General features: G+C 68.2%; 19 protein-coding genes. 9 read left to right on the forward strand and 10 right to left on the reverse strand.

Features of this window, described 5'->3' with window-relative positions; genetic code table 11:
- Positions 1–42 precede the first annotated feature (42 nt).
- Both SNAS_RS02620 and SNAS_RS02625 read right to left on the reverse strand, forming a co-directional pair.
- Positions 43–1,050 (reverse strand): aldo/keto reductase, encoded by a 1,008-nt coding sequence (locus SNAS_RS02620; RefSeq protein ID WP_013015813.1) that lies wholly within the window; start codon positions 1,048–1,050, stop codon positions 43–45.
- Entirely contained in the window at positions 1,050–1,481 is a 432-nt protein-coding gene (locus SNAS_RS02625; RefSeq protein WP_013015814.1) for a MerR family transcriptional regulator, read from the reverse strand. The genes SNAS_RS02620 and SNAS_RS02625 overlap by 1 nt, the downstream gene beginning before the upstream one ends.
- A gap of 166 nt (positions 1,482–1,647) precedes the next feature.
- On the opposite strand from SNAS_RS02625, the gene SNAS_RS02630 reads away from it, so the two are divergent.
- A complete protein-coding gene (locus SNAS_RS02630; protein ID WP_013015815.1) occupies positions 1,648–2,616 on the forward strand; it encodes a sigma-70 family RNA polymerase sigma factor in 969 nt (322 codons plus the stop codon).
- 53 nt (positions 2,617–2,669) lie between these two features.
- Here SNAS_RS02630 and SNAS_RS02635 read toward each other — a convergent pair whose 3' ends face one another.
- Together SNAS_RS02635 and SNAS_RS02640 are read right to left on the reverse strand one after the other, a co-directional pair.
- Positions 2,670–2,951: an STAS domain-containing protein gene (locus SNAS_RS02635; RefSeq protein ID WP_041624510.1), complete on the reverse strand. Its 282-nt coding sequence runs from the start codon at positions 2,949–2,951 to the stop codon at positions 2,670–2,672.
- The gene (locus SNAS_RS02640; protein WP_013015816.1) at positions 2,951–3,604 is read right to left on the reverse strand and encodes a DUF998 domain-containing protein; all 654 of its coding nucleotides are present in this window, start codon (positions 3,602–3,604) and stop codon (positions 2,951–2,953) included. Before SNAS_RS02640 ends, SNAS_RS02635 begins: the two co-directional genes overlap by 1 nt.
- Positions 3,605–4,190: 586 nt before the next feature.
- On the opposite strand from SNAS_RS02640, the gene lanKC reads away from it, so the two are divergent.
- From lanKC to SNAS_RS02655, 4 genes are all read left to right on the forward strand, one after another.
- Positions 4,191–6,752 (forward strand): class III lanthionine synthetase LanKC, encoded by a 2,562-nt coding sequence (lanKC, locus tag SNAS_RS02645; protein WP_013015817.1) that lies wholly within the window; start codon positions 4,191–4,193, stop codon positions 6,750–6,752.
- Between the two features lie 35 nt (positions 6,753–6,787).
- Positions 6,788–6,940 (forward strand): SapB/AmfS family lanthipeptide, encoded by a 153-nt coding sequence (locus SNAS_RS34700; protein WP_013015818.1) that lies wholly within the window; start codon positions 6,788–6,790, stop codon positions 6,938–6,940.
- A gap of 67 nt (positions 6,941–7,007) precedes the next feature.
- Positions 7,008–8,714, forward strand: a complete 1,707-nt coding sequence (locus SNAS_RS02650; protein ID WP_013015819.1) for an ABC transporter ATP-binding protein — start codon at positions 7,008–7,010, stop codon at positions 8,712–8,714.
- 19 nt (positions 8,715–8,733) lie between these two features.
- Positions 8,734–10,443 carry an ABC transporter ATP-binding protein gene (locus SNAS_RS02655; RefSeq protein ID WP_013015820.1) on the forward strand — a complete coding sequence of 570 codons (1,710 nt, stop codon included), beginning with the start codon at positions 8,734–8,736 and terminating at the stop codon, positions 10,441–10,443.
- Here SNAS_RS02655 and SNAS_RS02660 read toward each other — a convergent pair.
- A complete protein-coding gene (locus SNAS_RS02660) occupies positions 10,440–11,054 on the reverse strand; it encodes a response regulator transcription factor (RefSeq protein ID WP_013015821.1) in 615 nt (204 codons plus the stop codon). The genes SNAS_RS02655 and SNAS_RS02660 overlap by 4 nt on opposite strands.
- Before the next feature lie 726 nt (positions 11,055–11,780).
- On the opposite strand from SNAS_RS02660, the gene SNAS_RS32270 reads away from it, so the two are divergent.
- Positions 11,781–16,325 (forward strand): carboxypeptidase regulatory-like domain-containing protein, encoded by a 4,545-nt coding sequence (locus SNAS_RS32270; RefSeq protein WP_013015822.1) that lies wholly within the window; start codon positions 11,781–11,783, stop codon positions 16,323–16,325.
- 59 nt (positions 16,326–16,384) lie between these two features.
- Here SNAS_RS32270 and SNAS_RS02670 read toward each other — a convergent pair whose 3' ends face one another.
- Both SNAS_RS02670 and SNAS_RS02675 read right to left on the reverse strand, forming a co-directional pair.
- Positions 16,385–17,875, reverse strand: coding sequence for a class I adenylate-forming enzyme family protein (locus SNAS_RS02670; protein ID WP_013015823.1), 1,491 nt, complete (start codon positions 17,873–17,875; stop codon positions 16,385–16,387).
- 160 nt (positions 17,876–18,035) lie between these two features.
- Positions 18,036–19,982 (reverse strand): right-handed parallel beta-helix repeat-containing protein, encoded by a 1,947-nt coding sequence (locus SNAS_RS02675; protein WP_013015824.1) that lies wholly within the window; start codon positions 19,980–19,982, stop codon positions 18,036–18,038.
- Positions 19,983–20,135: 153 nt separating this feature from the next.
- Between SNAS_RS02675 and SNAS_RS02680 the strand changes: the two genes are divergently transcribed.
- From SNAS_RS02680 to SNAS_RS02690, 3 genes are read left to right on the forward strand one after another with little or no spacing between them, the layout of a single operon-like run.
- Entirely contained in the window at positions 20,136–21,356 is a 1,221-nt protein-coding gene (locus SNAS_RS02680; RefSeq protein WP_041624511.1) for a sensor histidine kinase, read from the forward strand.
- Positions 21,356–22,021, forward strand: a complete 666-nt coding sequence (locus SNAS_RS02685; protein WP_013015826.1) for a response regulator — start codon at positions 21,356–21,358, stop codon at positions 22,019–22,021. The genes SNAS_RS02680 and SNAS_RS02685 overlap by 1 nt, the downstream gene beginning before the upstream one ends.
- Before the next feature lie 40 nt (positions 22,022–22,061).
- Entirely contained in the window at positions 22,062–22,538 is a 477-nt protein-coding gene (locus SNAS_RS02690) for a pyridoxamine 5'-phosphate oxidase family protein (RefSeq protein ID WP_013015827.1), read from the forward strand.
- Here the strand turns inward: SNAS_RS02690 and SNAS_RS02695 are convergent.
- From SNAS_RS02695 to SNAS_RS02705, 3 genes are all read right to left on the reverse strand, one after another.
- Entirely contained in the window at positions 22,512–23,513 is a 1,002-nt protein-coding gene (locus SNAS_RS02695) for a hypothetical protein (protein ID WP_013015828.1), read from the reverse strand. The two genes, SNAS_RS02690 and SNAS_RS02695, sit on opposite strands and share 27 nt — an antisense overlap.
- Positions 23,514–23,541: 28 nt before the next feature.
- Positions 23,542–24,303 carry a class I SAM-dependent methyltransferase gene (locus SNAS_RS02700; RefSeq protein ID WP_013015829.1) on the reverse strand — a complete coding sequence of 254 codons (762 nt, stop codon included), beginning with the start codon at positions 24,301–24,303 and terminating at the stop codon, positions 23,542–23,544.
- 89 nt (positions 24,304–24,392) lie between these two features.
- Positions 24,393–25,619, reverse strand: coding sequence for a cytochrome P450 (locus SNAS_RS02705; RefSeq protein ID WP_013015830.1), 1,227 nt, complete (start codon positions 25,617–25,619; stop codon positions 24,393–24,395).
- Between the last annotated feature and the right edge of the window lie 59 nt (positions 25,620–25,678).

Raw genomic sequence — 25,678 nt, forward strand, 5'->3', positions numbered from 1 at the left:
AACCCGGGCAACCCGATTACGGTCGCCCGGGTTCGAGTGTCGCTACTCGCGGGTGACGGAGGTGCCGCCGCCGCTGCCGGGGTAGCGGGTGCCCGCCATCCGCTCGGCGATCGGGTCGAGCGAGTCCAGTTCGGACCGCGTGAGTTCCAGTCCGACGGCGCCGAGGTTCTCGGTCAGCCGGGAACGCTTGCGGGTGCCCGGAATCGGCACCACCGACAGGCCGTGCGCCTCGGCCCGCTGGTGCACCCAGGCCAGCGCCACCTGTCCCCAGGTGACGCCCCGGTCGGCGGCGACCTTGGCCAGCAGGTCCCGCACCTTGGCGTTGGCGAGGGCGTTGTCGCCGGTCAGCCGGGAGTGCCCGAGCCGGTGGTCGGACTCGCCCAGTTCGGCGGCGTCGGTGAACAGTCCCGCCAGGAATCCGCGCCCCAGCGGCGCGTACGGGACGAAGGCGGTGCCCAGTTCGGCGGCGGCCGGAACCACCTGGGTCTCGACGTCGCGGGTGATCAGCGACCACTCCGACTGCACCGCCGTGATCGGGTGGACCGCGGCGGCGGCGCGCAGCTCCGGCGCCGTCACCTCCGACAGCCCCAGGTGCCGCACCTTGCCTTCGGTGACCAGTTCGGCCATCGCGCCGACGATCTCCTCGATCGGCGTCTCGGGGTCCAGCCGGTGCATGTAGTACAGGTCGATGACGTCCACGTTCAACCGCCGCAGGCTCGCCTCGATGGACTGCCGGACATAGGCCCGGTCGCCGCGGAACGGCCGTCCCGGTGAACCGTCGTAGACGATGCCGAACTTGGAGGCGATGACGACCTCGTCGCGGTGCGCGGCGAAGAACGGCGCCAGGAACTCCTCGTTGCCGCCCGCGCCGTACATGTCGGCGGTGTCGAACAGCGTCACCCCGGATTCGAACGCGGTCTCCAAAGTGGCGCGCGCCTCGTCGGCGTCGAAACCGTTGGCGTCGTTCATCATCAGCATGCAGCCCAGTCCCTGGGCGCCGACGGTCGGTCCATGCGATCCCAAGGGGACGGACGGTATGGCTGTGGTCATCACTGCTCCTCGCGGCAGACGGTGTCGTAGTGCTCGATCTTGAAATCCAGGACGGTTTCGAAGCTGCGCAGCTCCGCCAGCTGCGCCCGCAGCCGTTCCCGGTGCGCCAGCAGCATGTCGCGGCGCTCGGCGGAGGTGTGCTCCCCGGCCCGCATCAGCTCGGCGTAACGCACCATCTCGGCCACCGGCATGCCGGTCTGCCGCAGCCGGGACACGAAACCCAGCCACCGCAGGTCGTCGTTGCGGTACCGGCGTTCACCGCTGTGGTTGCGGTGCACGTCGGTGACGAGGCCGATGCGTTCGTACCAGCGCAGCGTGTGCGCGCTCATCCCGGTGAGCCGGGCCGCCTCGGCGATGCTGTACGCGTCCGAACCGTCGGGCATCGGCATGTCCGGGTCGGGCTTGATGTCGGCGGGAACGGTGTCGGTCACTGTGAAACCTCCTGGTTACGGGCGCGAGCCAAAGCTAGCCGCTTAGAGCGCACTCTAAGCAAATATCGGGAGCGAGGATTTGTCACACCGACCGGATAGAACTAACGTCATACGGGCGTGACCGGCGACGCGACCACCCACGGCCCTTTTCGATCAAGGACGAGACATGAACGACCCGACCCAGCAGTTCGAGCCGCATCGGCGTGAACTCACCGGTTACTGCTATCGCATGCTCGGTTCGGCCTTCGAAGCCGAGGACGCCGTGCAGGAGACCATGGTCCGGGCCTGGAAGAACTTCGACCGCTTCGAGGGCCGCTCCTCGGTGCGTTCCTGGCTGTACCGCATCGCGGGCAACGTCTGCTTCGACATGCTGCGCAGCCCGCAGCGTCGGGCCCGGCCCTCGGACCTGACCGGGCCGAGCACCGCCGACGACATGCCGGGACCGCCGCTGTCGGAGTCGACCTGGATCGGCCCGATCCCCGACAGCCTGGTCGCCGCCGACCCGGCCGACCGCGCCGTCACCAAGGACTCGGTGAAGCTGGCCTTCATCGCGGCGCTGCAGAAACTGCCCGCCAAACAGCGCGCCGTCCTGGTGCTGCGCGAGGTGCTGGACTGGTCGGCCGCCGAGACCGCCGAACTGCTGGAACTGAGCGTCGCCTCGGTCAACAGCGCGCTGCAACGGGCCCGCGCCACCGTCGCCGACCTGGACGAGGGCGTCACCGACGACCGCGACCCGCTCGACAAGGACCAGCAGGAACTGCTCGACAACTACGTGTCGGCCTTCGAGGCCTACGACCTGGACGCGCTGACGCATCTGCTGCACGAGGACGCGACCCTGTCGATGCCGCCGCTGGACCTGTGGCTGCGCGGTGCCGACCAGATCCGGGCCTGGTTCCTCGGCACCGGCTGCGGCTGCCGCGGTTCCAAACTGGTGCCCGTGGCCGCCAACGGTGTCCCCACGTTCGCCCAGTACCGGCCCAGCGAGGACCCCGAGGTGTGGAAGCCGTGGGCGCTCATCCTGCTGGACATCCGGGACGGCCAGATCGTGGCGCAGAACAACTTCCTGGACGTGGAGCGGCTGTTCCCGCTGTTCGGCCTGGCCATGGAGTACCGGCTGCCGAAGGCCACCGCCTGACCCGCGAGCACGCGTCCGCCGGAGGCTCCGTGGTGGAACCTCCGGCGGACGGCTCAGGTCAGGACGGCCTCCATGCCGGTGACGCGCAACAACATCAGCAGTCGCGGCCCGATCCCGGAGAGGATCAGCTGAGCGCCGTGGCGTTTGGCGGTCAGCGACAGTTTCGCCAGCGCGTCGAGGGTGCTCTTGGACGGTCGCTCGACCGTCCGCACGTCACACACGACGACCTCGGGGCGATGTTCGATGAGGAATTCGGTGAACTCGTCGAGCAGCGCCGCCAGATCGTCGACGCCGACATCCTCGTCGAATCGCCACTGGGCTTTCGCGCCCGGCATTATTCGGTCGCGGCGCGCACGCGCGACAGGTCGGCGGTGACGGCGGCGGCCCACACCCAGATGATGATCCCCCCGGCCAGCAGGTACCGGAAGTCGCCGAGCCCGAAGGCCAGGCCGCTGGACAGCAGGTAGACCACGGGAACCACCCAGCTGACCACGGCGGCGGCGCCGCGTTGTTGCCAGCGGTACCGGCGGGCGACGATGATGCTCGCCGCGATCAACGCGACGCCGATGGCGGCCGGGGCGAGGCCGTGCAGGATGCCATGCCAGGTGAGCGTCTCGGGAGCGCCCTGCGGGGTCCCGGCCGGGTAGCCGAAGGCCGGGTCGGTGACGAAGACACCGCCCCACACCAGTCCCACGCCGTAGATGCCGAACAGGATCGGAAGCCAGGTGCGCCCGGGGCCGGTGCGCACGGTACGGCGGATGCCGACCGCCGAGGCCGTGACGAGCAGACCCGCGACGACGAAGTTGGCGATCTGCAGCCAGCCGCCCTCGCCGGTCGACAACTGGCTCAACGCGTTGACCTTCGGATCGAAACCCGGACGGGTCAGCTCCTGTGCGACAACGACGAGACTGAACAACGGGCCGCCGATCGCGCCGCAATACAGCAGCATGCGGGTCGTCGGGGACGGTCGGGGGTTCTGTGTGGTCATGGCTGCTTCCCTCTTTCCTCATCAGGCGACGCGAACGGTGGATCCGCGTTCACTGGTTAGACGAGAGCCGCGGTGCCGATTCATCGGTTCCGGACTGACCAAGTGGCCCGGTGGCCTTAGAAGCGAAAGTCCCTGCCGTTTCGGACCTAGGGCTCTTATCCGAGAAGCCGGTTCGCGATTGGATCAAGACAGGTGGAACTCACCAGCAGCGGCGATGGAAACGTCAGAAAGGACGTGAGGAGTCGCCGAGAGAACCACCAAGTCGGCGAGTACACCGACTTCCCACGGTGTCGCCGACCTGTCCGGGGAGCAGGACAGTCACGCGGGGCGGAATGGTTAGGATTCCGCCCCGCTTTTCAATGTCCACTTTCCACAGGGCACCGACAACCTCACCGCCGCCTCGAAACCGGAGGCGGCGGTCTTCGTGCGCGTCCACCGAGTATCCATGCGATTACCACACTCCCGGCGCGGAGAAACTCATCGGTAAGCAATGAGCTCCTCACTGTCGGATAGATACGAACGGAGGTGTTTGACGGGTAACCGCCTCACCACAATGGGGAATCACGCACAACCGAAGGCAGGCGGTATGGACGAGCAGTACGAAGCGTTCTGCATGGCGGATTCAACGTTCTACGACGCCATGTACTCGGCCGAGACCGCTGGTGTCTCGTTCCCGGTCGCGGAACGGGAACTGTCGCCGGAATGGCATCGGTCCGAACAGGACGACTGGCTCGTCTTCCGTCGTCCCGACCGCGAGATTCCCGGTCAGGGATGGAAGATCCACGCTTCGGCCAGTATGGAGTCGGCGCAGCGGGTGCTCGAAGAGGTATGGGACTACTGTGTACCGCGCGGCATCGCGTTCAAGTTCCTGCGCTCGCCCAACGCGCTGCTGGTCCGGGTCTCCAAGTACGCGCCCCGCGGTTACAGCGGCAAACTCGTCACGATCTACCCGGCCGACATCGGCCAGTGCGAGACGATCCTCAACGAACTGGGCGCCCGGTTGGAAGGCGTCGACAACCCGTACGTCCTCAGCGATCTGCGCTGGGGCACCGGACCGCTGCACGTCCGTTATGGAGCCTTCGCCAACCAGTACACCGTCGACGAGAACGGTCAGACGGTCGAGGCGATCCTCGACGGGGACGGCAAACTGGTCGCCGACGACCGGGGACCGGTGTTCCGCATCCCCGAGTGGGAGACGCTGCCGGAGTTCCTTCAGCCCCACCTGGAGGCGCGCAACGCCGTCACGGTCGCCGAACTGCCCTACGCCATCGACGGGGTGCTGCACTTCTCCAACGGCGGCGGCATCTACCGCGCCCGCGACACCCGGGACGGGAAACGCGTGGTGCTCAAGGAGGGCCGTCCGCACGCGGGCCTCGACGGCAAGGGCCGCGACGCCGTGCAGCGGGTGGAGCACGAGTACAACATCCTCAAGCAACTGTCCGGAATCGAGGGTGTTCCGGAGGTATACGACCTGTTCTGGTTGGGAGAACACCGATTCCTGGCGATGGAGTACGTCGAGGGTGAGGTGCTCAGCAAGGCGATCGTGCTGAAGTACCCGCTCATCGACCCCGGCGCCACCGAAGCCGAGTTCGCGACCTTCACCGACTGGGCGCTGGAGGTGCACAACCAGGTCAGCAAGACCATCGCGGAGATCCACGCGCGGGACGTCGTCTACGGCGACCTGCACCTGTTCAACATCATCGTGGACGAATCCGACCGGATCCGGCTGCTGGACTTCGAGGTCGCCGACGCGGCCGACTCCGCCGAGCGCCCGGCGCTGGGCAACCAGGGCTTCACCGCCCCCCGCGACATCGTCGGCCCGGCGGCCGACCGGTACTCGCTGGCCTGCCTGCAACTGGCGCTGTTCATGCCGATGACCAACCTGCTCGGCCTGCACCGGCTCAAGGCCCGGCACTTCGTCGAGATCATCACCGCGCACTTCCCGGTGCCCGACGGGTACTTCCGCGAGGCCCTCGACCAGATCGCCCCGGCCACCATCACCGACGCCCCGATCCGGATCGAACCCGAGACGGAGCAGTGGCCGCGACTGCGCGACGACCTCGCCAAGGCCATTGTGGCCAGTGCGACCCCACAGCGCGAGGACCGGCTGTTCCCCGGCGACGTGCAGCAGTTCGCCGTCGGCGGCCTGGGCCTGGGCTACGGCGCCGCCGGTGTCCTGTATGCCCTGTCGGTCACCGGTGCCGGGCGGCACGAACGGTTCGAGGACTGGCTGATCGACAGGTCGCTGCGACCCGTCCAGGGCACCCGGCTGGGACTGTACGACGGCCTCAACGGTGCCGCGTTCACCCTGGATCACCTGGGGCACCGGCAGGCCGCGCTCGACGTCGTCGACATCTTCCTGGCCGAGAAGTGGGAGTCCCTCAACACCGACCTGGCCAGCGGCCTGGCCGGGGCGGGACTGAACCTGCTGCACCTGGCCGGACCCGACGAACCGGAACTGGTGGAACGCGGCCTGCGCTGCGCCGAACTGGTCGCCGCCGACATCGGCGAGCTGGCCGAGGCCACCGACTCCTCCGGCGGCGGCGAACCGTGGGCCGGGCTGATGCGCGGCGACTCCGGCCGGGCGCTGCTGATGCTGCGCGCCTACGCCGAGACCGGCGACCCCGGTTTCCTGGACCGCGCCGAGACGGCGCTGCGACGCGACCTGAAACGCTGTGTCACCAGCAAGACCGGCGCGCTGGAGGTCAACGAACGCTGGCGCTCGATGCCGTACCTGGAGGCCGGAAGCGTCGGGATCGGGCTGGTGCTGCGCCAGTACCTGCGGGTCCGGCACGACGAGGAACTGGCCCAGGCGGCCGAGGACATCGACCTCGCCGCACAGTCCCCCATGTACATCCTGCCCGGCCTGTACGACGGCCGCGCCGGGATCCTGTTGTACCTCGCCGAAACCCTCGCCGACCCGTTGTCGGAGAGTTCCGTGCGCCGTCAGGTGCGCGCATTGTCCTGGCACGCCCTTCCCTACGCGGACGGCGTCGCTTTCCCCGGAAACGGTTTGCTGCGGCTCTCGATGGACCTGGCAACCGGCGGCGCCGGAGTCCTGCTGGCTCTTGGCGCCGTCCTGCACGACCAACCTGTCCACGCTCCGCTGCTGACCCTCAAAGACACCCGCGGCGCCCGCCGCGAGTGATACACAAGAAAATCCTTTTTGGAAGGACTACTCACATGGCACTTCTCGACCTGCAGGGCCTCGAGTCCCCCGCTGACCTGTCCGCCACCCGAGGCGGCAGCAGCGGCAGCGGCCACAGCTGCCCGAGCAACCTGAGCGCGACCCTGTGCGGCGGCACCAGCGGCCTCAGCGTCCTCATCTGCCACTAGGCCCGCCAGTCGTGGCCCTCGGTCATACCCTCCCCGGCCGTCCGGGGGCCACGGCTCGCGAGAACTCATGACGTTCATTCGCGACGAAGAGCGCCCCCGGAAGCTCGGTGACATAGCCCGGCGTCCGGGGGCGTGGCTTCCCCTGATCGGCGCATCCGCCCTCATAGGAACGGCGAGCACCCTGTCGCTACCAACAGTGCTCGGGCATGCCGTCGACTCGATCGTCGCCGGTGCCGACGGCGGCGGGTGGATGTGGTTGGCGATGGGAATCATCGCCGCGGGCGTACTGAGCGACTTGACCGATTCTTATGCGTCCTCGGCAAGTCTCGCCGGTACCGCGGCCTGGCTGCGCGGCACTGTGGTGCGTCACGTGCTGGCCCTCGGCGCCCGTCCGCCGCGCCGATTCGACACCGGAGACCTGGTCACGCGCGTCTCGGCCAACAGCGTCGACGCGGCGCGGACCGGTCCCGGTGTCGTCTCAGGCGTCTCGGCGGTCGTCCCGGCGGCGGGAAGCCTGGTCCTTCTGGCCATGATGGACATATGGCTGGCGGTGGCCTTTCTGGGGGGCGTCGCGCTGGTCGCGATCGTGTTGCGGGTCTTCACTTCCCGGACCGCGTCCGTGACCGCCGACTACCAACGGGTACAAGGACGTCTCGCGGCGCGCCTGACTGAGGCAACGGCGGGAGCGCGTACGATCGCCGCCGCGGGGTCGGCGCGTCGCGAGGCCAACCGGGTGTTGACCGATCTGCCGCAGCTGTCCGAGCATGGACGGCGCACCTGGCGGGTGCTGGCCTCGGCCAGCGCCCAGGGAGCGGTGGCGGGACCGCTGGTGCTCATCAGCGTGCTGGCCGTCGGCGGCCTGGGCCTGTGGCAGCGGCGACTGACCCCGGGCGAGCTGTTCGCGGCCGCCCAGTACGCGGTGATCGGCGCGGGCCTGGGCGGACTGACGAGCGTCTTCGCGGCACTGGCCCGCTCGATGGCGGGCGGCAAAAGGGTCCTGGAACTGCTGCGGCTGGACCCGGTCGGCCACGGCGGCGACGAGCTGCCCGACGGCGGCGGCGAACTGGAGTTCCGGGGCGTCAGCGTGTCGGCTCCCGCACCCGAGACCGACGACGAGGCCGACGATGCCGACACTCCCGCATCCCTTCTGACCGACGTGAACCTGCGACTGCCCGCGGGCAGCGCGGTCGCCGTCGTCGGCGACGACACCAAGTCGGTGCTGGCCGAACTCGCCGCCCGGCTGCGCGACCCCGACTGTGGTCAGGTGCTTTTGGACGGTGTGCCGCTTTACCGCCTGTCCCGGCGGCGACTGCGCGAGGCCGTCGGCTACGCGCCCGCCCAACCCGTCCTGGTCGGCGCCACCGTCGCCGAAGCGCTGGGCCCCAACAGTTCCCAGGACGACATCCGCGACGCCGCCACGGCGACCCACTGCCACGACTTCATCGCGAAACTGCCGTTGGGCTATGAGACACCCCTGGACGAGGTCCCGATGTCCGGCGGCGAACGGCAACGCCTCGGCCTGGCTCGCGCCTGGCGGGCCGGTCGGCTGCTCGTCCTCGACGACGCTACCTCCAGTCTGGACACCGTCACCGAGCTTCGGATCGGACACGCCCTGTTCAACGGCGACAACCGAACCCGACTCATCGTGACCTACCGCGCCTCCACCGCCGCCCGCGCCGACCTCGTCGTGTGGTTGGAGGCAGGTCGGGTCAAGGCCGTCGGACCCCACGCCGAACTGTGGGCCGTTCCCCGGTACCGGGAGGTATTCGGGTGAGACTTCGGGAGGACGCCACGTGAAACGGGAACTCGGGGTCGGACTGCGGGCGCTGTGGCGGCGCCCGTTGGCGGGTCTGCTGGTGTGGTCGGTCCCGGAGGTGCTGCCGACGGCCGTGTCGGGTTACGTTGTGGCGCAAGCGATCGACTCCGGTTTCCTGGCCGGGGACCTGTGGCGCGGCCTGGCCTGGCTGGGCGCGCTGTTCGCCGCGAGCCTGCTGGGCGGACTCGGCAGCCGGGGCGTCTTCCGCTACCTGGGGGCGCTGGTGGAGCCGTTCCGGGACACGCTGGCGCGCCACATCGTCGCCGGGGCGTTGACGAACGCCACGGCGGGCCGCCGCGAGGACGGGGCGGTCGCCCGGCTGACCCGGCAGCTGGAGATCGTGCGCGACACCTACGCGGGCCTGATCCTGCTCACCCGGGGCTTCGCCGTCACCGTCGTGGGGGTCGCGGCCGGGCTGTTGTCGTTGTCGCCGTTGGTCGCCGCCGTGATCGTGCCGCCGTTCCTGTTGGGACTGGGGCTGTTCGCGGCCACGATCGGCATCGCCGCCGGACGCTATCGCACCGCCGTGGCCGCCGACGAACGGCTCGCCAGCGAGGCCGGGACCGTCCTGGGTGGAGCCCGGGACATCGTGGCCACCGGAACCGAGGACCACGCCGCGGGCATGGTCGCCGACCGCGCCACCGCGCAGGCGAAGGCCGAACTCGCGTTGGCCCGGCTGGCCGTGCTGCGCACCGGCTGCTTCGTCGTCGGCGCCTGGCTTCCGTTGGCGCTGTTGCTGTTCGCCGGTCCCTGGCTGGTCGCGGGCGGCGCCAGCGCCGGGACCATCATGGGCGGTCTGACCTACATCCTGTTCGGGCTCCAGCCCGCCCTCAACCAGTTCATCACCGGCACCGGCGACAGCGGGCTGCGGTTCATCGTCACGCTGCGCCGCATTCTCGACGCCGGTGGCGAGTTCCCCACCGCCACAACACTTCCCGAGTCCGAGGAACCCCGTCCGGACCGTCCGGTCGCGGACACGTCGCGACTGCGGGCCCGCGACCTGAGCTTTCGCTACGGACCGCGCTCCGAACGCGTCGTCGACGGCCTCGACCTCGACATCCAACCGGGGGAGCACCTGGCGATCGTCGGACAGAGCGGCATCGGCAAGTCCACACTGGCCTGCCTGCTGTGTGGACTGCTGCCGCCCGACACCGGCGAGGTGACCATCGGCGGGCAGCCCGTGGCCGGGCTGCCGCCCCGGGAACTCGCCGAACTGCGCGTCCTCATTCCCCAGCAGGCCTACGTCTTCTCGGGAACCGTCGCCGACAACCTCACCTACCTGAACCCTTACGCCCCAGGCGATCTCATCGACGAAGCCCTCGACGTGGTCGGTGCCGCCAAGCTCGTGTCCGAACTGGGCGGCCCGACCGCCGAGGTGTCCCCGGCGCAGCTGACCGACGGCCAGCGCCAGTTGATCGCACTGGCGCGCGCCTACCTGTCACCGGCACCGCTGGTGTTCCTGGACGAGGCGACCTGCCACCTGGACCCGGCCGCCGAGGAGCGCGCCGAACTGGCCTTCGCCGCCCGGGGCGGCAGCCTCGTCGTCATCGCGCACCGGATCAGCTCGGCGTTGCGCGCCAAGCGGATCATGGTCATGGACGGTCCCCGGTCCAGCATCGGCACCCACACTGAACTGTTGTCCAGGTCGCCGTTGTACCGCGATCTGGTCGGGTACTGGAACGGCTAGATCCAGCCGGCGCTCTGCGCGACCCGGATCGCCTCGATCCGGTTGCGGGCACCGAGTTTGGCGCAGGCGTTGGCCAGGTAGTTGCGGACGGTTCCCACGCTGAGCTGGAGCTTGGAGGCGATCTCCTTGGGCGTCGCCCCGCCGTGGGTGATGCTGAGTACTTCCCGTTCCCGTGCCGTCAATGGAGAATGGTTGGCCCGCAGGAGTCCCAGGGCGACATCCGAATCCATCACGAGATGTCCGCAGGCGATCTGCCTGACGCTCTCCAGGAACTGTGCCGCGGAGGCGCAGGTCCCCATGAAGCTCACCTTCGGTGAGGACCGGAACGCCTCGGCGAACGGGGCCAGGGGCATGTCACGTTCGTGCAGGACCAGCACCCGGTGCTGACCTGGGCCTTCGCTGAGCTTGTGGCAGAGTTCGCCCACAACGCTCACCTCTGTTAAATACAGGGCGAGCACCACGACGTCGGGGGGAGAATCCATTGCCAGCCCGAGGATCTCGTCCGGGCGATTGGCCTCTCCGACTACCTTGATGTCCGATTCCCGCGACAGCACCGAAGCCAGAGATTCACTCCACAATGTATTTTCATGTCCATACAGTATTTCAATCACAGTAACACCACCTATCTTCAAGCATTCCAGACTCACCACGCGAGGTCTGGACGCGGTGTTCGCCAACCGAGGGATATTGCCAGAAGACTACCGATCCCAATCCTAACGGTAAGGGTAAGTGACGGTCAAGATTGGCAATTGCCGCCCCGCTCAACCTAATTCCTGCCGAGGCTGGCCATACTCGGGAATCACTTATTTAGAGTCCAAGGTCCGCCAAGATCAGATCCGTTGGGCCCCAAGGGCTCTGAATATTCTGGCCCGAAACTCACGTATTCATGCGCACGGTGCCGCGACCTAGGGAACAACGACTCTTCGTGGTTTCGAGATCTGTCAATATCCTGAAAGGGCGAAAGCGTAATCGCGTGATCGCACTGAATCGGCATAAACCGAATCTCACTCCTGAAGAGTTCTCTCGAATAGGGCTCCTCGTTTCTTCTCGGAAAACGAGGAGCCCTATTCATGGATGTAAATACTCAACCAGTATTCATTCGTGACTCGCGAGGGCGTCTTTCGCGATCAATCGCGCATTCATCTTTTCGGGCGCACACGGCCCTCTGGAACCCTTGGGGGATAAGGGTTTCAGCTTTCCCGGTATTCCAATGGGGTCTAACAGCCCTGCCGTGGCGACCGAACGGTGGGTAAAACTCGTAACTCACTTGCAGTGATTCCCGGCTAACTCAAGTGGACACTCCGACAACACAATACGGATTCGAAAGGTCGGATCTCATGCCCGGATCCCGATTTATCAGACGATCGCTGGCATCCCTTGCGGGACTTGCGATCGTCGCCGCCACCCTGTCCGCCTCGGCGGCCGACCCGTCCGCCGAACCCGGCGAACCGATCGTCAAGCCCGCCGCCGCCTTCGACACCTCCACACCACTGCGGGACATGGATCCCAAGGGGGTCCCCGAGGCGGCGACAGTCCAGCAGGACCATCCACTGGGAAGCCTCGGAAAATCCACCGTAGACAAGACAGCCGAGACCGGCAGCGCCGCCGTCCAGAACGACGCGGCGGCGAACATGCCCGGCATCCTCAACGACTTCGAAGGTGTCGGAAACACCTTCGGGGGCGCCCCTCCCGACACCAACGGGGATGTCGGCCCCGACCACTACATGCAGTACATCAACATCTCCTTCGCGATCTGGAACAAGCAGGGCGACCTGCTGTACGGGCCCGCCCCCAACAACACCCTGTTCCAGGGCTTCGGCGGCGAATGCGAGTCCCACAACGACGGTGACGCGATCGTGCTGTACGACGAGCAGGCCGACCGCTGGATGGCCAGCCAGTTCGCGATCTTCACCGACAGCGGCGTCAACCACCAGTGCATCGCGGTCTCGGCCACCGGAGACCCGCTGGGCGCGTGGCACCGCTACGACTTCGAGTACCCGGCCGACGCGATCAACGACTACCCGAAGTTCGGCATCTGGCCCGACGGCTACTACATGACCGCCAACGAGTTCGACAACCAGACCTTCGAGTTCCTGGGTGCCGGAGCCCTCGTCTACGAACGGGAACGGATGCTCGCCGGGGCACCGGCGAACCAGATCTACTTCCACCTCGACCAGCGATTCGGCGGTCTGCTGCCCGCCGACGCCGAGGGACTGTCCCCACCGGACGGCGCGCCGAACCCGTTCACCGCGATGAACGACGACGCCTGGGGCACCGTCACACAGGACACCCTGCACGTGTGGAACTTCAAGACCGACTGGAACGTCCCGGGCAACTCCAGCTTCGGCAACGCCCTGGAGCCGGACCAGAACCTCGTCACCGAGCCCTTCGACTCCGACCTGTGTCAGTACGAACGAGATTGCGTGCCACAACAGGGAACCGACGTCGGACTCGACGCGATCTCCGACCGGCTGATGTACCGGGCCGGGTATCGCAACTTCGACGACCACCAGTCGATCGTGCTGAACCAGTCGGTCGACGCGAACGGCGCCGACCACGCCGGGGTGCGCTGGTACGAACTGCGCAACACCGGCGGCGACTGGAAGATCCACCAGCAGAGCACCTTCGCCCCCGACGCGGATCACCGCTGGATGGGCAGCATCGGCATGGACGTCTCGGGCAACATCGCCATGGGATACACCATCTCGAACACCAACCGGTACCCGTCCATCGGTTACGCCGGACGGCTCGCCGACGACCCGCTCGGCCAGCTGTCGCAGGGCGAGGCCGTCATGACCGAGGGAACCGGTTCCCAGACCGGGTTCAACCGCTGGGGCGACTACTCGTCCATGTCGGTGGACCCGACCGACGGGTGCACCTTCTGGTACACCAGCGAATACGTTCCCGAGACCGGCGCGGCGACCTGGAGCACCCGGATCGGCTCGTTCCGGTTCGACAACTGCTCCGACGGCGCCAGCGGCGTCGTGTCCGGAGTGGTCACCGACGCCAAGTCCGGGAAACCCGTACCGGGAGCCAAGATCAGCGCCAGCGGCGACGGCTCCACCGTCACCGACGCCAAGGGCGGGTACACGCTGCGGCTGCCGGTGGGCGACTACCAGCTGCGGGCCACAGCCTTCGGCTACAAGACCCAGACCAGCAACGTGAAGATCACCAGGGACAGTGAGACCAGGGTCGACTTCGCGCTGCCGCGCGCACCCCGGGCCACCCTGTCCGGCAAGGTGACCGACGGCGGCGGCCACGGCTGGCCGGTGTACTCGGCCATCACGATCGAGGGCTTCGCCGATCCGGTCTACACCGACCCGGTGACCGGCGAGTTCGAGATCGAGGTCCCCGAGGGCGGCTACGCCCTCACCGCGACCGCCGAGTACCCGGGCTACGAGCCCCGCACCGAGGCCGTCGAGGTGGACGGCAACACCGAGGTGGAGTTCGCGTTGTCCACCACCCCCGACTGCACCGCGTCGGGCTACACGCCGAAGTTCGACGACCTGCAACTGTCGGAGTCGTTCAACGGCGGCACCCCGTCCGGCTGGGAGGTCGTCAACAACGGCGGCGCGCTGCCGTGGGCCTTCGACGATCCCGGCGGCCGGGGCAACCTGACCGGCGGCGAGGGCGGTTTCGCCATCGGAGACAGCGACCTCCCGGGTCGCGGCACCTTCGTCGACACCTACCTGATCAGTCCGAAACTGGATCTGTCCTCGCTGGACAGTCCGGTGCTCCGGTTCAAGACCGACTACCGCAGCATCAGCGACGACATCGCGCGCGTCGAGGTCTCCGGCCCCGACGACACCTGGTCGACCATCTGGGACTCCTCCGGGGTCTCGGTGCGCAACACGCAGGTCGAGATACCGCTGGTGCCGACACTGTCGGCCGCCGAACTGGCCGCCTCCGAGACGCGACTGCGGTTCCACTACCGCGGCGAGTACGCCTGGTGGTGGCAGCTGGACGACATCCAGGTCGGCGACGGCGCCTGCGAACTCGTCCAGGGCGGCCGGGTCGTCGGTCAGGTGACCGACACCTCCGGCAAGGCCCTGGACGGCGCGAAGGTCCGTGACTCGGTCAGCGGCGAATCGGCGACGACGGGCGCCACCCCGGGCGATCCGGCCCTGGGCGACGGCTTCTACGCGCTGTTCACCACGACCACCACCAACCACGACCTGGTGGCGTCCAAGAGCAAGTACGCCGAGGTCGCCAGGAAGGTCGACGTCAAGAAGGACGCGGTGGTGCGAGCCGACTTCAAACTCGGCGCCGGGCACTTCGCGGTGGAACCCGGCGAGATCGACACCAATGTCACCCTGGGCGGCAGCTGGACCGAACAGCTGAAGGTCACCAACACCGGTGACGCCAAGGCCACTCTCGACATCAAGGAGGCCGAGGGCGGTTTCGACCCGATGTCGGCCGACGACGGTGCCGCGCGGCTGGTGAAACCGGTGCAGGGCGAAGCCTCACAGGGCATGGAGACCAAGGCCGACACCAAGTCGGGCGCCGTCACCGCGGCGGAGGTCCCGGACGATGCCGAGTGGGGAGCGTTGCCGGAGTACCCGACGACGATCTCCTCCAACGCGGCGGCCCGTGGCGAGGACGCGATCTATGTGGTCGGTGGCTTCGACGGCAACGAGACCACCACCGCAAGCTTCAAGTACGACCTCGTCGACGGCGGCTGGTCACCGATCGCGCCACTGCCGACACCGTTGCAGAAACCGGCGGCGGCGTTCATCGACGGCACCCTGTACGTGTACGGCGGCTGGAACCCCGACGGCAGTACCTCGACGAAACTGTTCAAGTACGACCCCGCCGGTGACTCCTGGTCGCAGGGCGCCAACGGTCCCACCGGTGTCTCCGCCCCCGGACAGGCCGTTGTGGACGGAAAGCTGTACATAGTGGGCGGCTGTCGCAACGACGTGTGCGACAAGTCCGCTCAGACCCAGGTCTACGACCCGTCTGGTGACTCCTGGGCGAACGAGGCCTACTACCCGGTCGACCTCGCCTGGGCGTCCTGCGGCGGCATCGGCGACACCCTCGTGTGCGCGGGCGGCGCCGGCGCCGAGGGCAGCGGACTGCGCGGCGTGTCCGTCCTCAAGCCAGGGGACGACGAATGGTCCGAAGCGGCGTCGCTGCCCATCGACCTGTGGGGCAGCGCCTACGACGTCGCCAACGGCATGCTGGTCGTCAACTCCGGCATCACCGGCGGCACCTCGGTCACCAACGCCAGCTTCGGTTACGACCTGACGGCCGACGAGTGGGTCACGCTGCCCAACTCCTCGCAGACCCGCTTCCGTGCGGCCGGAGCCTGCGGCTTCGCCCGGATCGGCGGCAGTGACGCGAACCGTCAGCCCGTCAACGACGCCGAACTGTTGAGCGGATTCGACGACTGCGGAGACGGTACCGCCGACATCTCGTGGCTGAAGCCGTCGAAGACCTCGGTGACCCTGGACCCCGGGAAGTCGACGACCGTCGACGTCACGCTGTCCGCCACGGTCGCCGACGGTGTCGAGCAACCGGGAACCTACACCGCCGAACTGCGCTTCGGCTCCGACACCCCGTTCCGGGTGGATCCGATACCGGTCACCATGTCCGTGGCCCCCAAGGCCAATATGGGCAAACTGCTGGGCACCGTCAGCGGCACCAAGTGCGACGGTACCGCCGTGATGATCCCCGAAGCCCAGGTGCAGGTCAAGAACGCCGCCGGTAAGCGGTTCGACCTGTACACCGGGGCCGACGGCCGGTACCAGTACTGGTTCACCAAGGGCAAGTACACCATCATCGTCCACAAGGACGGATGGAGTGCCGAAGCCCGATCGGTGACGGTGAAACAGGGACAACTCAACCTGGCCGACTTCGTCCTGGACAAACTCGGCTGCTGAACCACCCTCACACCCAACGGCCCCACCGGAACCCCTCCGGTGGGGCCGTCTTCGCGTTTCTAGCCCAGGACCCGGGCCAGCAGTGCCCGTTTGTCGGGCTTGCCGCCCGGGGCGACCGGGATCTCGGTGACGAAGTGCAGGTGGCCGGGCGCGGCGGAGGCACCCAGTTCCCGGGTGACCAGTTCCCGCAACTCCTGCGGTTCGGGATGACTCTCCTTGACCGGCAGGATGATCGCGTGGATCGCCTCCCCGGCGTCCTCGTCCGGGGTGCCGACCACGAAGGCCTGGTCCACGTCCGGGTGCTCCATGAGCGCCCGTTCGATCGGACCGGCGTAGTGCAGCACCGCGTTGACGATGATGATGTCGCGGGAGCGTCCGGTGAGGAACACGAAGCCGTCGCCGCTGAGGTAACCCAGGTCCCGGGTCCGCACCCAGCCGTCGCGCAGTACCTCGACGGTCTCCTCCTCGTCGTCCCAGTACCCGCACAGCTGACCGGGAGTGCGCACCCACACCTCCCCGGACCGGCCCGGCGGCACCGCTCGGCCCACGGCGTCCCGGATCTCCAATTGCACGTTCTCCCACACGCGGCCCACTGAGGACAGTGCCTCCGGCCACTGGTCGACGTCGTCCTTCGTCAGCATCGTCAGGGTGCCGTCCTCGGTCTGCCCGTAGGTCTGCCGCAGCACCGGACCCAGCCGCTCGAAGCCCTCGGCCAGCCGACGCGGCGACACCGGCGAACCCGCCACGATCGCGCAGCGGAGGCTGGAGATGTCGACCTCCTTGTCCCGCAGCGCGTCCAGGACCCGGTGGTAACGCGGGACGCTCAGCAGGCACATGGTGATGCCCAGCCGTTCGATCACGTCCGGGAACTCGACCGGTCCCTCGGGGATCACGGCGGTGCCGCCGGACAGCAGCGTCAGTCCCAGCTGCTCGAAGACGATCGCGCTCGACAGCGAGCCGTACAGCAGGAACCGGTTGTGGGTCTCGGCCAGTTCCTCGGTGCGCGACCCCCAGACTTCCGGTTGCAGCGACCAGTTACCGGACATGGCGGCGTAGGTGAACGCGATCCCCCTCGGCGAGCCGGTGCTGCCGCTGGTGAAGGTGATGTAGGCGATGGTCTCGCGTCGGCCCTGCGGCACCAGCGAACCGCCGTCGCCGGCCAGATCCGCTCCGACGGTCAGCACCTGACAGCCCTTGGCGGCGCCCAGCAGGTCGGGCGTGCCGGTCTCGGCGTCCACGAGCAGGTACTCGACGTCGTCGAAGATGTGTCTCAAGTGTCCGGACGGCAGGTCGGGAAGCACGCCGACGACCCGGCTGCCCACCACGTGGGCAGCGATCTGGGCCGCGAAGCCCTCGGCCGTTGTGGCCGTAGCGATGGCCACGCCCTTGCCCGGCCCCACTCCGGCGGCACGCAGCCCCGCGACATAGCCCGCGATGACGTCGAGCAGTTCGCCGCGCGCCACCACACGCGCGCCGTGCTCGAAGGCCGGACTCTCGGGCTCGCGCCGAAGTGCGTCCAACAACGTCTGCGGGTATACGGGGGTACCCATACCGAATCTCTACCAGGGGGTTGGCACAAACGGCAACCAGGCTAAAACGGACTAAACCCACAATGGATCACACTTTGCCATGTCAACGCCCTGTATCTGCAGATTTCACATGCATAGTGATATGAGTCACATACTAAACCGGTGTATGCGATCCACAAGATCACTTGTCCCGCAACAGTTCCCGGTATTCGTCCGAAAGGCCAGCTCGCTTGAGTATCGTGACGCAATCCAGATTGGACCGACACGCCCGCGCCGGGGCGGTCTGTGACAGCGTGGTGTTGCCCGCGAAGGAGACGTGGTGCGGCTGCCCGCACGGCCACGCACCCGGGAAGTCCATCCGGTCGATGCCCTCGGGAACCGCGTCGTCCCAGAAGTTCCCGGTGAAGCGGATCCGGTCCACCGGACGCCGCGGCGACTCGTCGCAACCGCCGATCGCCGCCAGGTTGTCGTAGGTGGCGTTGTCCGCCACCGTGACCCACTTCGAGCCATCGTCGGTGTAGATCCCGATGTTGAAGAAACCCCCGGTGTCGGTGCGCGCGTTGGTGACCACATTGCCCTTCACCAGCGCACCGTCGGCATAGGAGTCACCCTGGCTGCCGCGCAGGTAGATGCCGCCACCGTCCCCGATCCGCTGCATCGCGTCGATCACCAGGTTGCCGAGGATCCGGGTGCCGCTGGTCGCGGCGGGCACGTCCGGGTCGCGTCCGGCGAGGATGCCCATGTGCGGGACGTCGTTGACCTGGTTGTGCTCAATGGTGGCGTCCTTGGTGCCCATGAGCCAGATCCCCGAGGCGGCTCGGTTCTCCACCCCGATGTCGTGCACCCAGTTGTCGGCGATCCGGTTGTCGCGATGTTCCCCGGCCGTGTCGGGCGGCAGCAGCCCCATGACGATGCCGCCGTCGGAGATGTCGGTGAACTCGTTGCCCGCCACCACGAAACCGGAACTGCTGGACGAGATCTCAAGACCCTGGCCGCCGAGCCGAGTGAAAGTGTTGCCGCGCAAGCCAATCCGATCACTGTCGCGGAACCTCACATTGCCGGGGACGGTACGGCGGGCCTGCTCGCCGGGCAGCGAATAGGAACTCCACGAACTGACGAACCCGCTCGGTTCGTCCGGAGCCAGCCAGGTGGCCTCGGCGAAGGTGAAGCCGTTGAGATCGACGTCGTGCAGCCGCTTCCCGGACCCGCCTGAACCATCTACAAGGGTCTCCAATCGCGGCGCGACGACCTCGGTGCTCCCCGGTTCCTGTCCCGGCAGCGGCTTATAGAACAGCGTGTGTTCCCCGGAACCGGTGCGGTCGAGGAACCACGAACCCGCCTTGTCGAGGAAGCTTCGCGAGTTGACGATGTCGGTCGGTTCGGAGGGCAGTTCGCCCTTCTCGCCGAGCACCGGGTCGTCGGCCTCGGCCAGCATCAGCCCCCAGCACTCGGAGTCCATGGTGATCGTCGAACCGGACTCATCGCCGGTGACATCCTTGACGCCGCAACGGCGATCGGTGTACAGCGCCAGCGTGTACACGAACTCGATGTTCTCCGGGTCCTTCCAGGACTGTGGCGCGGTGCTGTCGGTGGTGTAACCGGTTTTGGTGGCTATAGCGTCACCGGGAATCCCGCCGCCGAGCCCGGCCCGGGGCGCGCGATCGCCGTCGACGTACAGCTGCCGGGTCCGCAGGTCGCCGACCTTCGCGCTCCACACGCCGTCGTCGGTGTTCCAGCCGCTGACCTTGTGGCCACCGCTGATCGTGACCCGCTCAGGTTCGGACGTCCCGTAGCCGTAGGCCTGGTAGACCACTCGATGCCCGTTGCGACCGGAATCGGCCTCCCCGTTGAACTTCAGCGGCTGTGACAGCCGGTAGGTTCCGCCCCGGACGTGGACGGTGATGTCGGCGCCCATCGAGTCGGTCAACGCGCGAACCTCCTTCTGGGCGCGCTTCAGGGACGCGAACGGCCGCTCCAGGCTGCCGTCCCAGGAGTCGTCGCCGGACGTCGACACGTAGAGGTCCCGCGTGCCGCCCAGCGACGCCAACACGATGGCCACACTGGCGGCGACAAGTGCCGCGACCACGATCACGAGCGTCTGGGCGCGGTGGTGCTTCGGTTCGGTCATGGACGCGACGCTATGGCCGTCACAGCCCGGTTTCCCGCCCCCGGTGGACGATCCACACCCTCCTTCCGTAAGGGGAGCTACCCCTGCGGTAGGAGGCGGCGCCTCATCACCGAAGGGGAGGACGACCGCCGAAACCACCCGTACCGTGAGCTCGTGAGCACCAGGATTGCCGGTCTGCCGTGGTCCTGGCGGCCGTCGCGCCGAGCCGCGATCGCCGCCAGCGCGATCCTCGCCGTGGCCACCACCGTCGCCGCCCTCGCCCACGTCAGCCACTTCGAACCGCCCGGCGCCCAACCCTGGATCGACTACGCGCTGGCCCTCGCCGGTTCGCTGCCCCTGGCGCTGCTCTACCGGCGACCGCTCGCGGTCTGCTCGATAGTGGTGGCCTCCGATCTGGCCGTCTGGTTCTTCCGTCCGTCATGGACGATGGCGGGCGCCCTGGTGCTGCCCGTGGTCATCTACGCCGCCACCAGCAGACACGGCCGCCCGGTCGCGGCCGTCAGCTGGCTCGTCTGCGCGACCGGACTCGCCACCGCGACAGCCGTGGTCGCCCCCGTCTTCCTGGCCGACGGCACCTGGGTGGTCGTGGCGCTGCTGGCCGCCGTCGGCGCCATCGCCGGGGACGCCGCCCACGCGCGCCGCCGCTGGCACGCCCACGACCGCGCCGCCCGCCAACGCCGGGCCGCGTTGGAGGAGCGCCTGCGCCTGTCGCGCGACCTGCACGACGTCGTCGGCCATCACCTCACCGCGATCGCGCTGCAAGCCGACGCCGCGACCCGCCGTCTCCAGCACGACGCCGCCGCACACGCTGGCGCATCCGAGCCGACGCCGACTCCAGCGGACCCCGCGTCCGCCGATGCCGTGACGTCCTCGATCCCGCCCGCCGCGAACCACTTCGCCGTCGTCGCCGACACCGCCCGCACCGCCCTGGCCGAAACCCGCCGGCTCATCGCCTACCTACGCCAGGGCACCGACCACCCCACCGCCGACCAGCCCGGCATCGACGAACTCCCGCAACTGATCGCCGAAGCCCTCCGGGACGGCCTCATCGTCGACCTGCACACCACCGCGCCCGCGGCCGTGCCACCCGCCATCGGCCTCGCCGCCTACCGCGTCGTCCAGGAAGCGCTCACCAACGTCCGCAAGCACTCTGGCGCCCCGACCGCCCGCGTCGAGATCAGCGGCCCACCCGAACTGCTGACCATCCGCGTCGCCGACTCCGGCCCCGCCGCCGAAGCCACGACCCGCACGGGTTTCGGCCTCACCGGCCTGCGCGAACGTGTCGAAGCCCAAGGCGGCCAACTACTCGCGGGACCACGCGACAGCGGCGGCTTCGAAGTCCTCGCCAGCATCCCGCTCACCTCAGGACCATGATGGACGAACCGCTGCGCCTCCTGGTCGTCGACGACCAGACGCTCGTCCGCGAGGCCCTCGCCGGACTCCTCGACGCCGAACCCGAGTTCACCGTGGTCGGACAAGCCGCCGACGGCTCCGAAGTCCCCGCACTGGCCCGCGACAGCGACCCCGACATCGTCATCATGGACGTCCGCATGCCCGATGTGGACGGCGTCGAGGCCACCGCCCGACTGACCCGCGAACGCCCACAGTCGAAGGTCATCCTCCTGACCACCTTCGACGTCGACGCCTACGTGTACGCGGGCCTGCGAGCCGGAGCCAGCGGCTTCCTCCTCAAGGACTCCCACGCCGCCACCCTGATCGCCGCCGTCCACACCGTCGCCTCCGGCAACGCGGTGCTCTCCCCTTGGGCCACTTCACGACTGGTGTCGACCTTCGCCCCGCTGCTGCCGGAACCCCTGGCCACACCCCCGCGACTCAAAGCCCTCACGGCCCGCGAACGCGACGTCCTGTCACTGACCGGCCGGGGCCTGTCCAACAACGAGATCGCCACCGAACTCGGCATCGGCTACGAAACCGTCAAGAGCCACCTCAGGTCCGTGATGACGAAACTGCGGCTGCGCGACCGCGTCCACGCCGTCATCGTCGCCTACGAGACCGGCCTGCTGCGCCCGTCCGAATGACCCCGGTCGAGCGGGCCCGTCCTCGACTACCGTCACTGTCATGGAACCCGTCGAAACCGCCAAGCACGTCATCGACTCCAACAAGTACCTCACCCTCGGCAGCGTCCTCGACGACGGCAACCCCTGGACAACCCCCGTCTACTTCACTCCCGACGGCTACCACCGCTTCTACTGGGTGTCCAACCCCGACTCGGTCCACTCCCGCAACATCGCCGCCCGCTCCCGGGTCCGCATCGTCGTCTTCGACTCCAGTGTCCGCATCGGCGGCGCCGAAGCGGTGTTCATGGACGCCGAGGCCACCCTCGTCCCCGAAGCCGAACTCGCCGACGCCTCGGCCCTCTACAGCGGACGATTCCCCGAACTGCGCGAGTTCGGCGTCGACGAACTGACGGCACCGAACTCGCTGCGGCTCTACCGCGCCGACGCCCTCAACCACGAGATCCTCGTCCGCGGCAGTGATCCGGTGTTCGGCAAGGGCACCGACTCCCGGCTACTGGTGGACATCCCCCGAGGCTGAACCCGCTGGTTCCACCCCGAACCTGTTCTGCCCCAACCACAACGACACCTGCGGCCGGTACAGCGCGACCAGCGCCACCGTGGAGCTGACGGCCGCCAGCAACCCCAACGCGAAGGTCACGACGAACCACACGTCGATCGCGTACATGTCCAGGTTGGTGACGAGCCCGATCTGGCTGCGCAGTCCGGAGTAGACGTAGAAACCGCACGCCCCGAAAGCCAGCACCCGGGCCAGATCGCTGCGGACGGCCAAGCCGACGGTCGCGACGAGGACCGCGATCAGTGGCGCCGCCGAGCTGGCGAAGAAGCCCAGATAGTAGGTGGCGATGTCGATCCCGGAGGTGTTGAACATCAACGCCAGATAGGCCGCCTTGGCCGCGATGTCGAGCAGCGCGGTCAACGCCACGAACGCCACCCCGACGGTGAACATCGTCGGGCGGGGCACCGCGACGGCCGGGTCCATGATCGACACCTCCCGCCGCTGCTCCCAGAACCACCGCGACGCCGCCGGACTCGCCAGCGCCACCACCGGTGTCACGGTGAGCGCCGCCGCCAGCAGCCACAACGGGACCGCGACGATGGCCACGTCGATCGACCCGGACAGCTCCACCAGGGTCTGCATGGCGTTGCCGAAACACGACAGGGTCGCGATTCCCAGCAGCGTGAACGTCGCGAGTCGGCCACCGTCGCTGCCGTTGCGGACCAGGAGCGCGCACGGCGCCACCCCGACCGCCAGCAGGAACAGCCACAGCCCGAGGTCGAACCGCACCGACTGCAGGACGCTGCCGGGATCGGGGTTGTCGAGGACCTCGACGACGATCAGCACCAGGGCGCCCAGTCCGCTCAACCCCGCGATCGCCAGCATGATCGCGCTGGCGAGGGTCACCGCCGTCGGGCGTTTGGGCGGGATCACCGAGAAGCCGTCGGCCACAGTGAAACCACCCGTCACGGCGGGGTCGTACGGCTGTTGCGACATGGCCCCACAATAGTGGTCCCGCGCCGCCTCAGCCGGGCTTGCGCGCCTCGATCAGGAACCGGGTGGTGTGGGCCAGGAACGGCCCCTCCGCCTGGATCAGCTCGTGCATGTCGCGCAGCCGGTCCCGATACTGCTCCACAGTGAACCCGGGAACCATCCAGATCACCTTGCGCAGGAAGTAGATCACCGCCCCGACGTCGAAGAACTCGGTCCGCAGCGACTCCGACCGCAGCTCCACCACCTCCAGGCCCGCGGCCTCGGCGAGCGCCTGGGCGTCCTCGGGCTGTCGACCCCGCCGCACCTCGGGCGGCTGCGGCCCCAGGAAGAACTCGACCACCTCGAAGACACTCGCCGGACCGACCTGCTGCGACAGGTACGTCCCGCCCGGCCGCAGCACCCGCGCGATCTCCTCCCACCACGTCGACACCGGATGCCGGCTCACCACCAGATCGAAGGCCTCGGCCCCGAACGGCAGCGGCGGCTCGTCCTCGTCCACCACGACCGCCACCCCACGCGGATGCAGCAGCCGGGTCGCCTTGTCGATGTTCGGCGGCCACGACTCGGTCGCCACCGTCAACGGCGGCAACGTCTCCACGCCCGCCAGCACCTCGCCGCCACCGGTCTGAATGTCCAGGGCCGCCGACGCCGAGGCCATCCGCTCGCCCATCAACCGCTGATATCCCCACGAGGGCCGCTGTTCGGTCGCCCGACCGTCCAACCAGGAGAAGTCCCAGCCCGCCACCGACACGGCCTCAGCCTCGGCCACCAGTTCCTCGAAAGTTCGCGACATGCCCGGATCCTCGCAGCCCGCACCGGGCCGATCCACCGATTAACGAAACCCGACCGCGCGCGGCGGGCGCGCGCGGTCGGGCCCTCCTGCTACGCGGCCGTCTCGGTCCAGGTCACCGGTAGCTCGTGGACGCCGTAGATGCGCATGTTCGTGCGCAGCTTCACCTCGTCGGCGGGGATCGCCAGCTTCAGGCTCGGAATGCGCCGCAGCAGCCCGTTGAACCCGGCCCGCATCTCGATGCGAGCCAGCTGCTGCCCCAGGCACTGGTGAACGCCGTGCCCGAAGGACATGTGTCCGCGAGCCTTGCGGTTGATGTCGAGGAGGTCGGGGTTCTCGAACTTCTTCGGATCCCGGTTCGCCGCCAGCAGCGACACCACGACCGTCGAACCCTCGGGGATGGTCTCGCCCCCGAACTCGATGTCCTCGATCGCGTATCGGTAGAAGTTGTCGGCGATGGACAGGTACCGCATGAGCTCCTCGACCGCATTCGGCATCAGCTCCGGGTTCTGGCGCAACTCCGCCAGCTGCTCCGGGTGCTCCAGCAACGCGAAGGTACCCAGTCCCAGCATGTTCGCGGTCGTCTCGTGCCCCGCCAGCAACAGCAGGAACCCGATGCCGACCAGTTCCTCGATCGTGAGGTCCTCGTCCCGCGCGAGGTCCGACAGGATGTCGTCGTCCGGCTGCGCCCGCTTGCCCGTCACCAACCCGGCCAGGTAGGTCGTCAGCTCCGTCAGCGCCGCCATCTTCTCCTCGAACGTCACGTCCGTGTTCAGGAACGTGTTCGTGTTGACCTGGAAGGTCTCCCGGTCCTCATACGGGACCCCGAGCATCTCGCAGATCACCAGCGACGGCACCGGCAACGCGAACTCCGCCACCAGGTCCACCGGCGGCGTCAGGCTAGCCAGGTGGTCCAGCTGCCGCTCCACGATCGCGACGATGCCCTCCTCCAGGGTCTTCATCCGCTTCACGGTGAACGTCCCCGTCAGCTTGCCGCGAATCCGCCCGTGGTCCGGCGGATCCATCGCGATGAACAGCCCCGGCTGCTGCGGCCCCGGATCCGTCGGAACCTCCAGCCCTTCCATCGGAATCAGGTCGTGGACCACCCCGATGTCCTGCCGCGAACTGAACCTCGTATCGGCCATGAGCTGCCGCACCGCCTCGTACCCGGTCACGACCCACCCCTCGTGCCCGCTGGGGAACACCAGCGGACTGACCGGCCGCGTCTCGCGCAACCGCGTGAGCCCACTCGGCGGATCGAACGGCCCCGCGTCCCGCTCCACCGGCAGACCGCGTGGCACATCACCCATCTGGTTCATCGGAAAGTCCTTTCGTGGCTCGACTGTCGCGTCCACGATCGCCGTCCCCTCCGCCACGG

Origin of the sequence: Stackebrandtia nassauensis DSM 44728, from assembly GCF_000024545.1 — a bacterium.
Lineage (GTDB): Bacteria > Actinomycetota > Actinomycetes > Mycobacteriales > Micromonosporaceae > Stackebrandtia > Stackebrandtia nassauensis.

Bases quoted from the DNA above. Each gene is read 5' to 3' on its own strand.
- SNAS_RS02620 (WP_013015813.1), bottom strand. From the start codon at position 1,050: ATGACCACAGCCATACCGTCCGTCCCCTTGGGATCGCATGGACCGACC.
- SNAS_RS02630 (WP_013015815.1), top strand. From the start codon at position 1,648: ATGAACGACCCGACCCAGCAGTTCGAGCCGCATCGGCGTGAACTCACC.
- SNAS_RS02635 (WP_041624510.1), bottom strand. From the start codon at position 2,951: ATGCCGGGCGCGAAAGCCCAGTGGCGATTCGACGAGGATGTCGGCGTC.
- SNAS_RS02640 (WP_013015816.1), bottom strand. From the start codon at position 3,604: ATGACCACACAGAACCCCCGACCGTCCCCGACGACCCGCATGCTGCTG.
- lanKC (WP_013015817.1), top strand. From the start codon at position 4,191: ATGGACGAGCAGTACGAAGCGTTCTGCATGGCGGATTCAACGTTCTAC.
- SNAS_RS34700 (WP_013015818.1), top strand. From the start codon at position 6,788: ATGGCACTTCTCGACCTGCAGGGCCTCGAGTCCCCCGCTGACCTGTCC.
- SNAS_RS02650 (WP_013015819.1), top strand. From the start codon at position 7,008: ATGACGTTCATTCGCGACGAAGAGCGCCCCCGGAAGCTCGGTGACATA.
- SNAS_RS32270 (WP_013015822.1), top strand. From the start codon at position 11,781: ATGCCCGGATCCCGATTTATCAGACGATCGCTGGCATCCCTTGCGGGA.
- SNAS_RS02670 (WP_013015823.1), bottom strand. From the start codon at position 17,875: ATGGGTACCCCCGTATACCCGCAGACGTTGTTGGACGCACTTCGGCGC.
- SNAS_RS02675 (WP_013015824.1), bottom strand. From the start codon at position 19,982: ATGACCGAACCGAAGCACCACCGCGCCCAGACGCTCGTGATCGTGGTC.
- SNAS_RS02685 (WP_013015826.1), top strand. From the start codon at position 21,356: ATGGACGAACCGCTGCGCCTCCTGGTCGTCGACGACCAGACGCTCGTC.
- SNAS_RS02690 (WP_013015827.1), top strand. From the start codon at position 22,062: ATGGAACCCGTCGAAACCGCCAAGCACGTCATCGACTCCAACAAGTAC.
- SNAS_RS02695 (WP_013015828.1), bottom strand. From the start codon at position 23,513: ATGTCGCAACAGCCGTACGACCCCGCCGTGACGGGTGGTTTCACTGTG.
- SNAS_RS02700 (WP_013015829.1), bottom strand. From the start codon at position 24,303: ATGTCGCGAACTTTCGAGGAACTGGTGGCCGAGGCTGAGGCCGTGTCG.
- SNAS_RS02705 (WP_013015830.1), bottom strand. From the start codon at position 25,619: ATGAACCAGATGGGTGATGTGCCACGCGGTCTGCCGGTGGAGCGGGAC.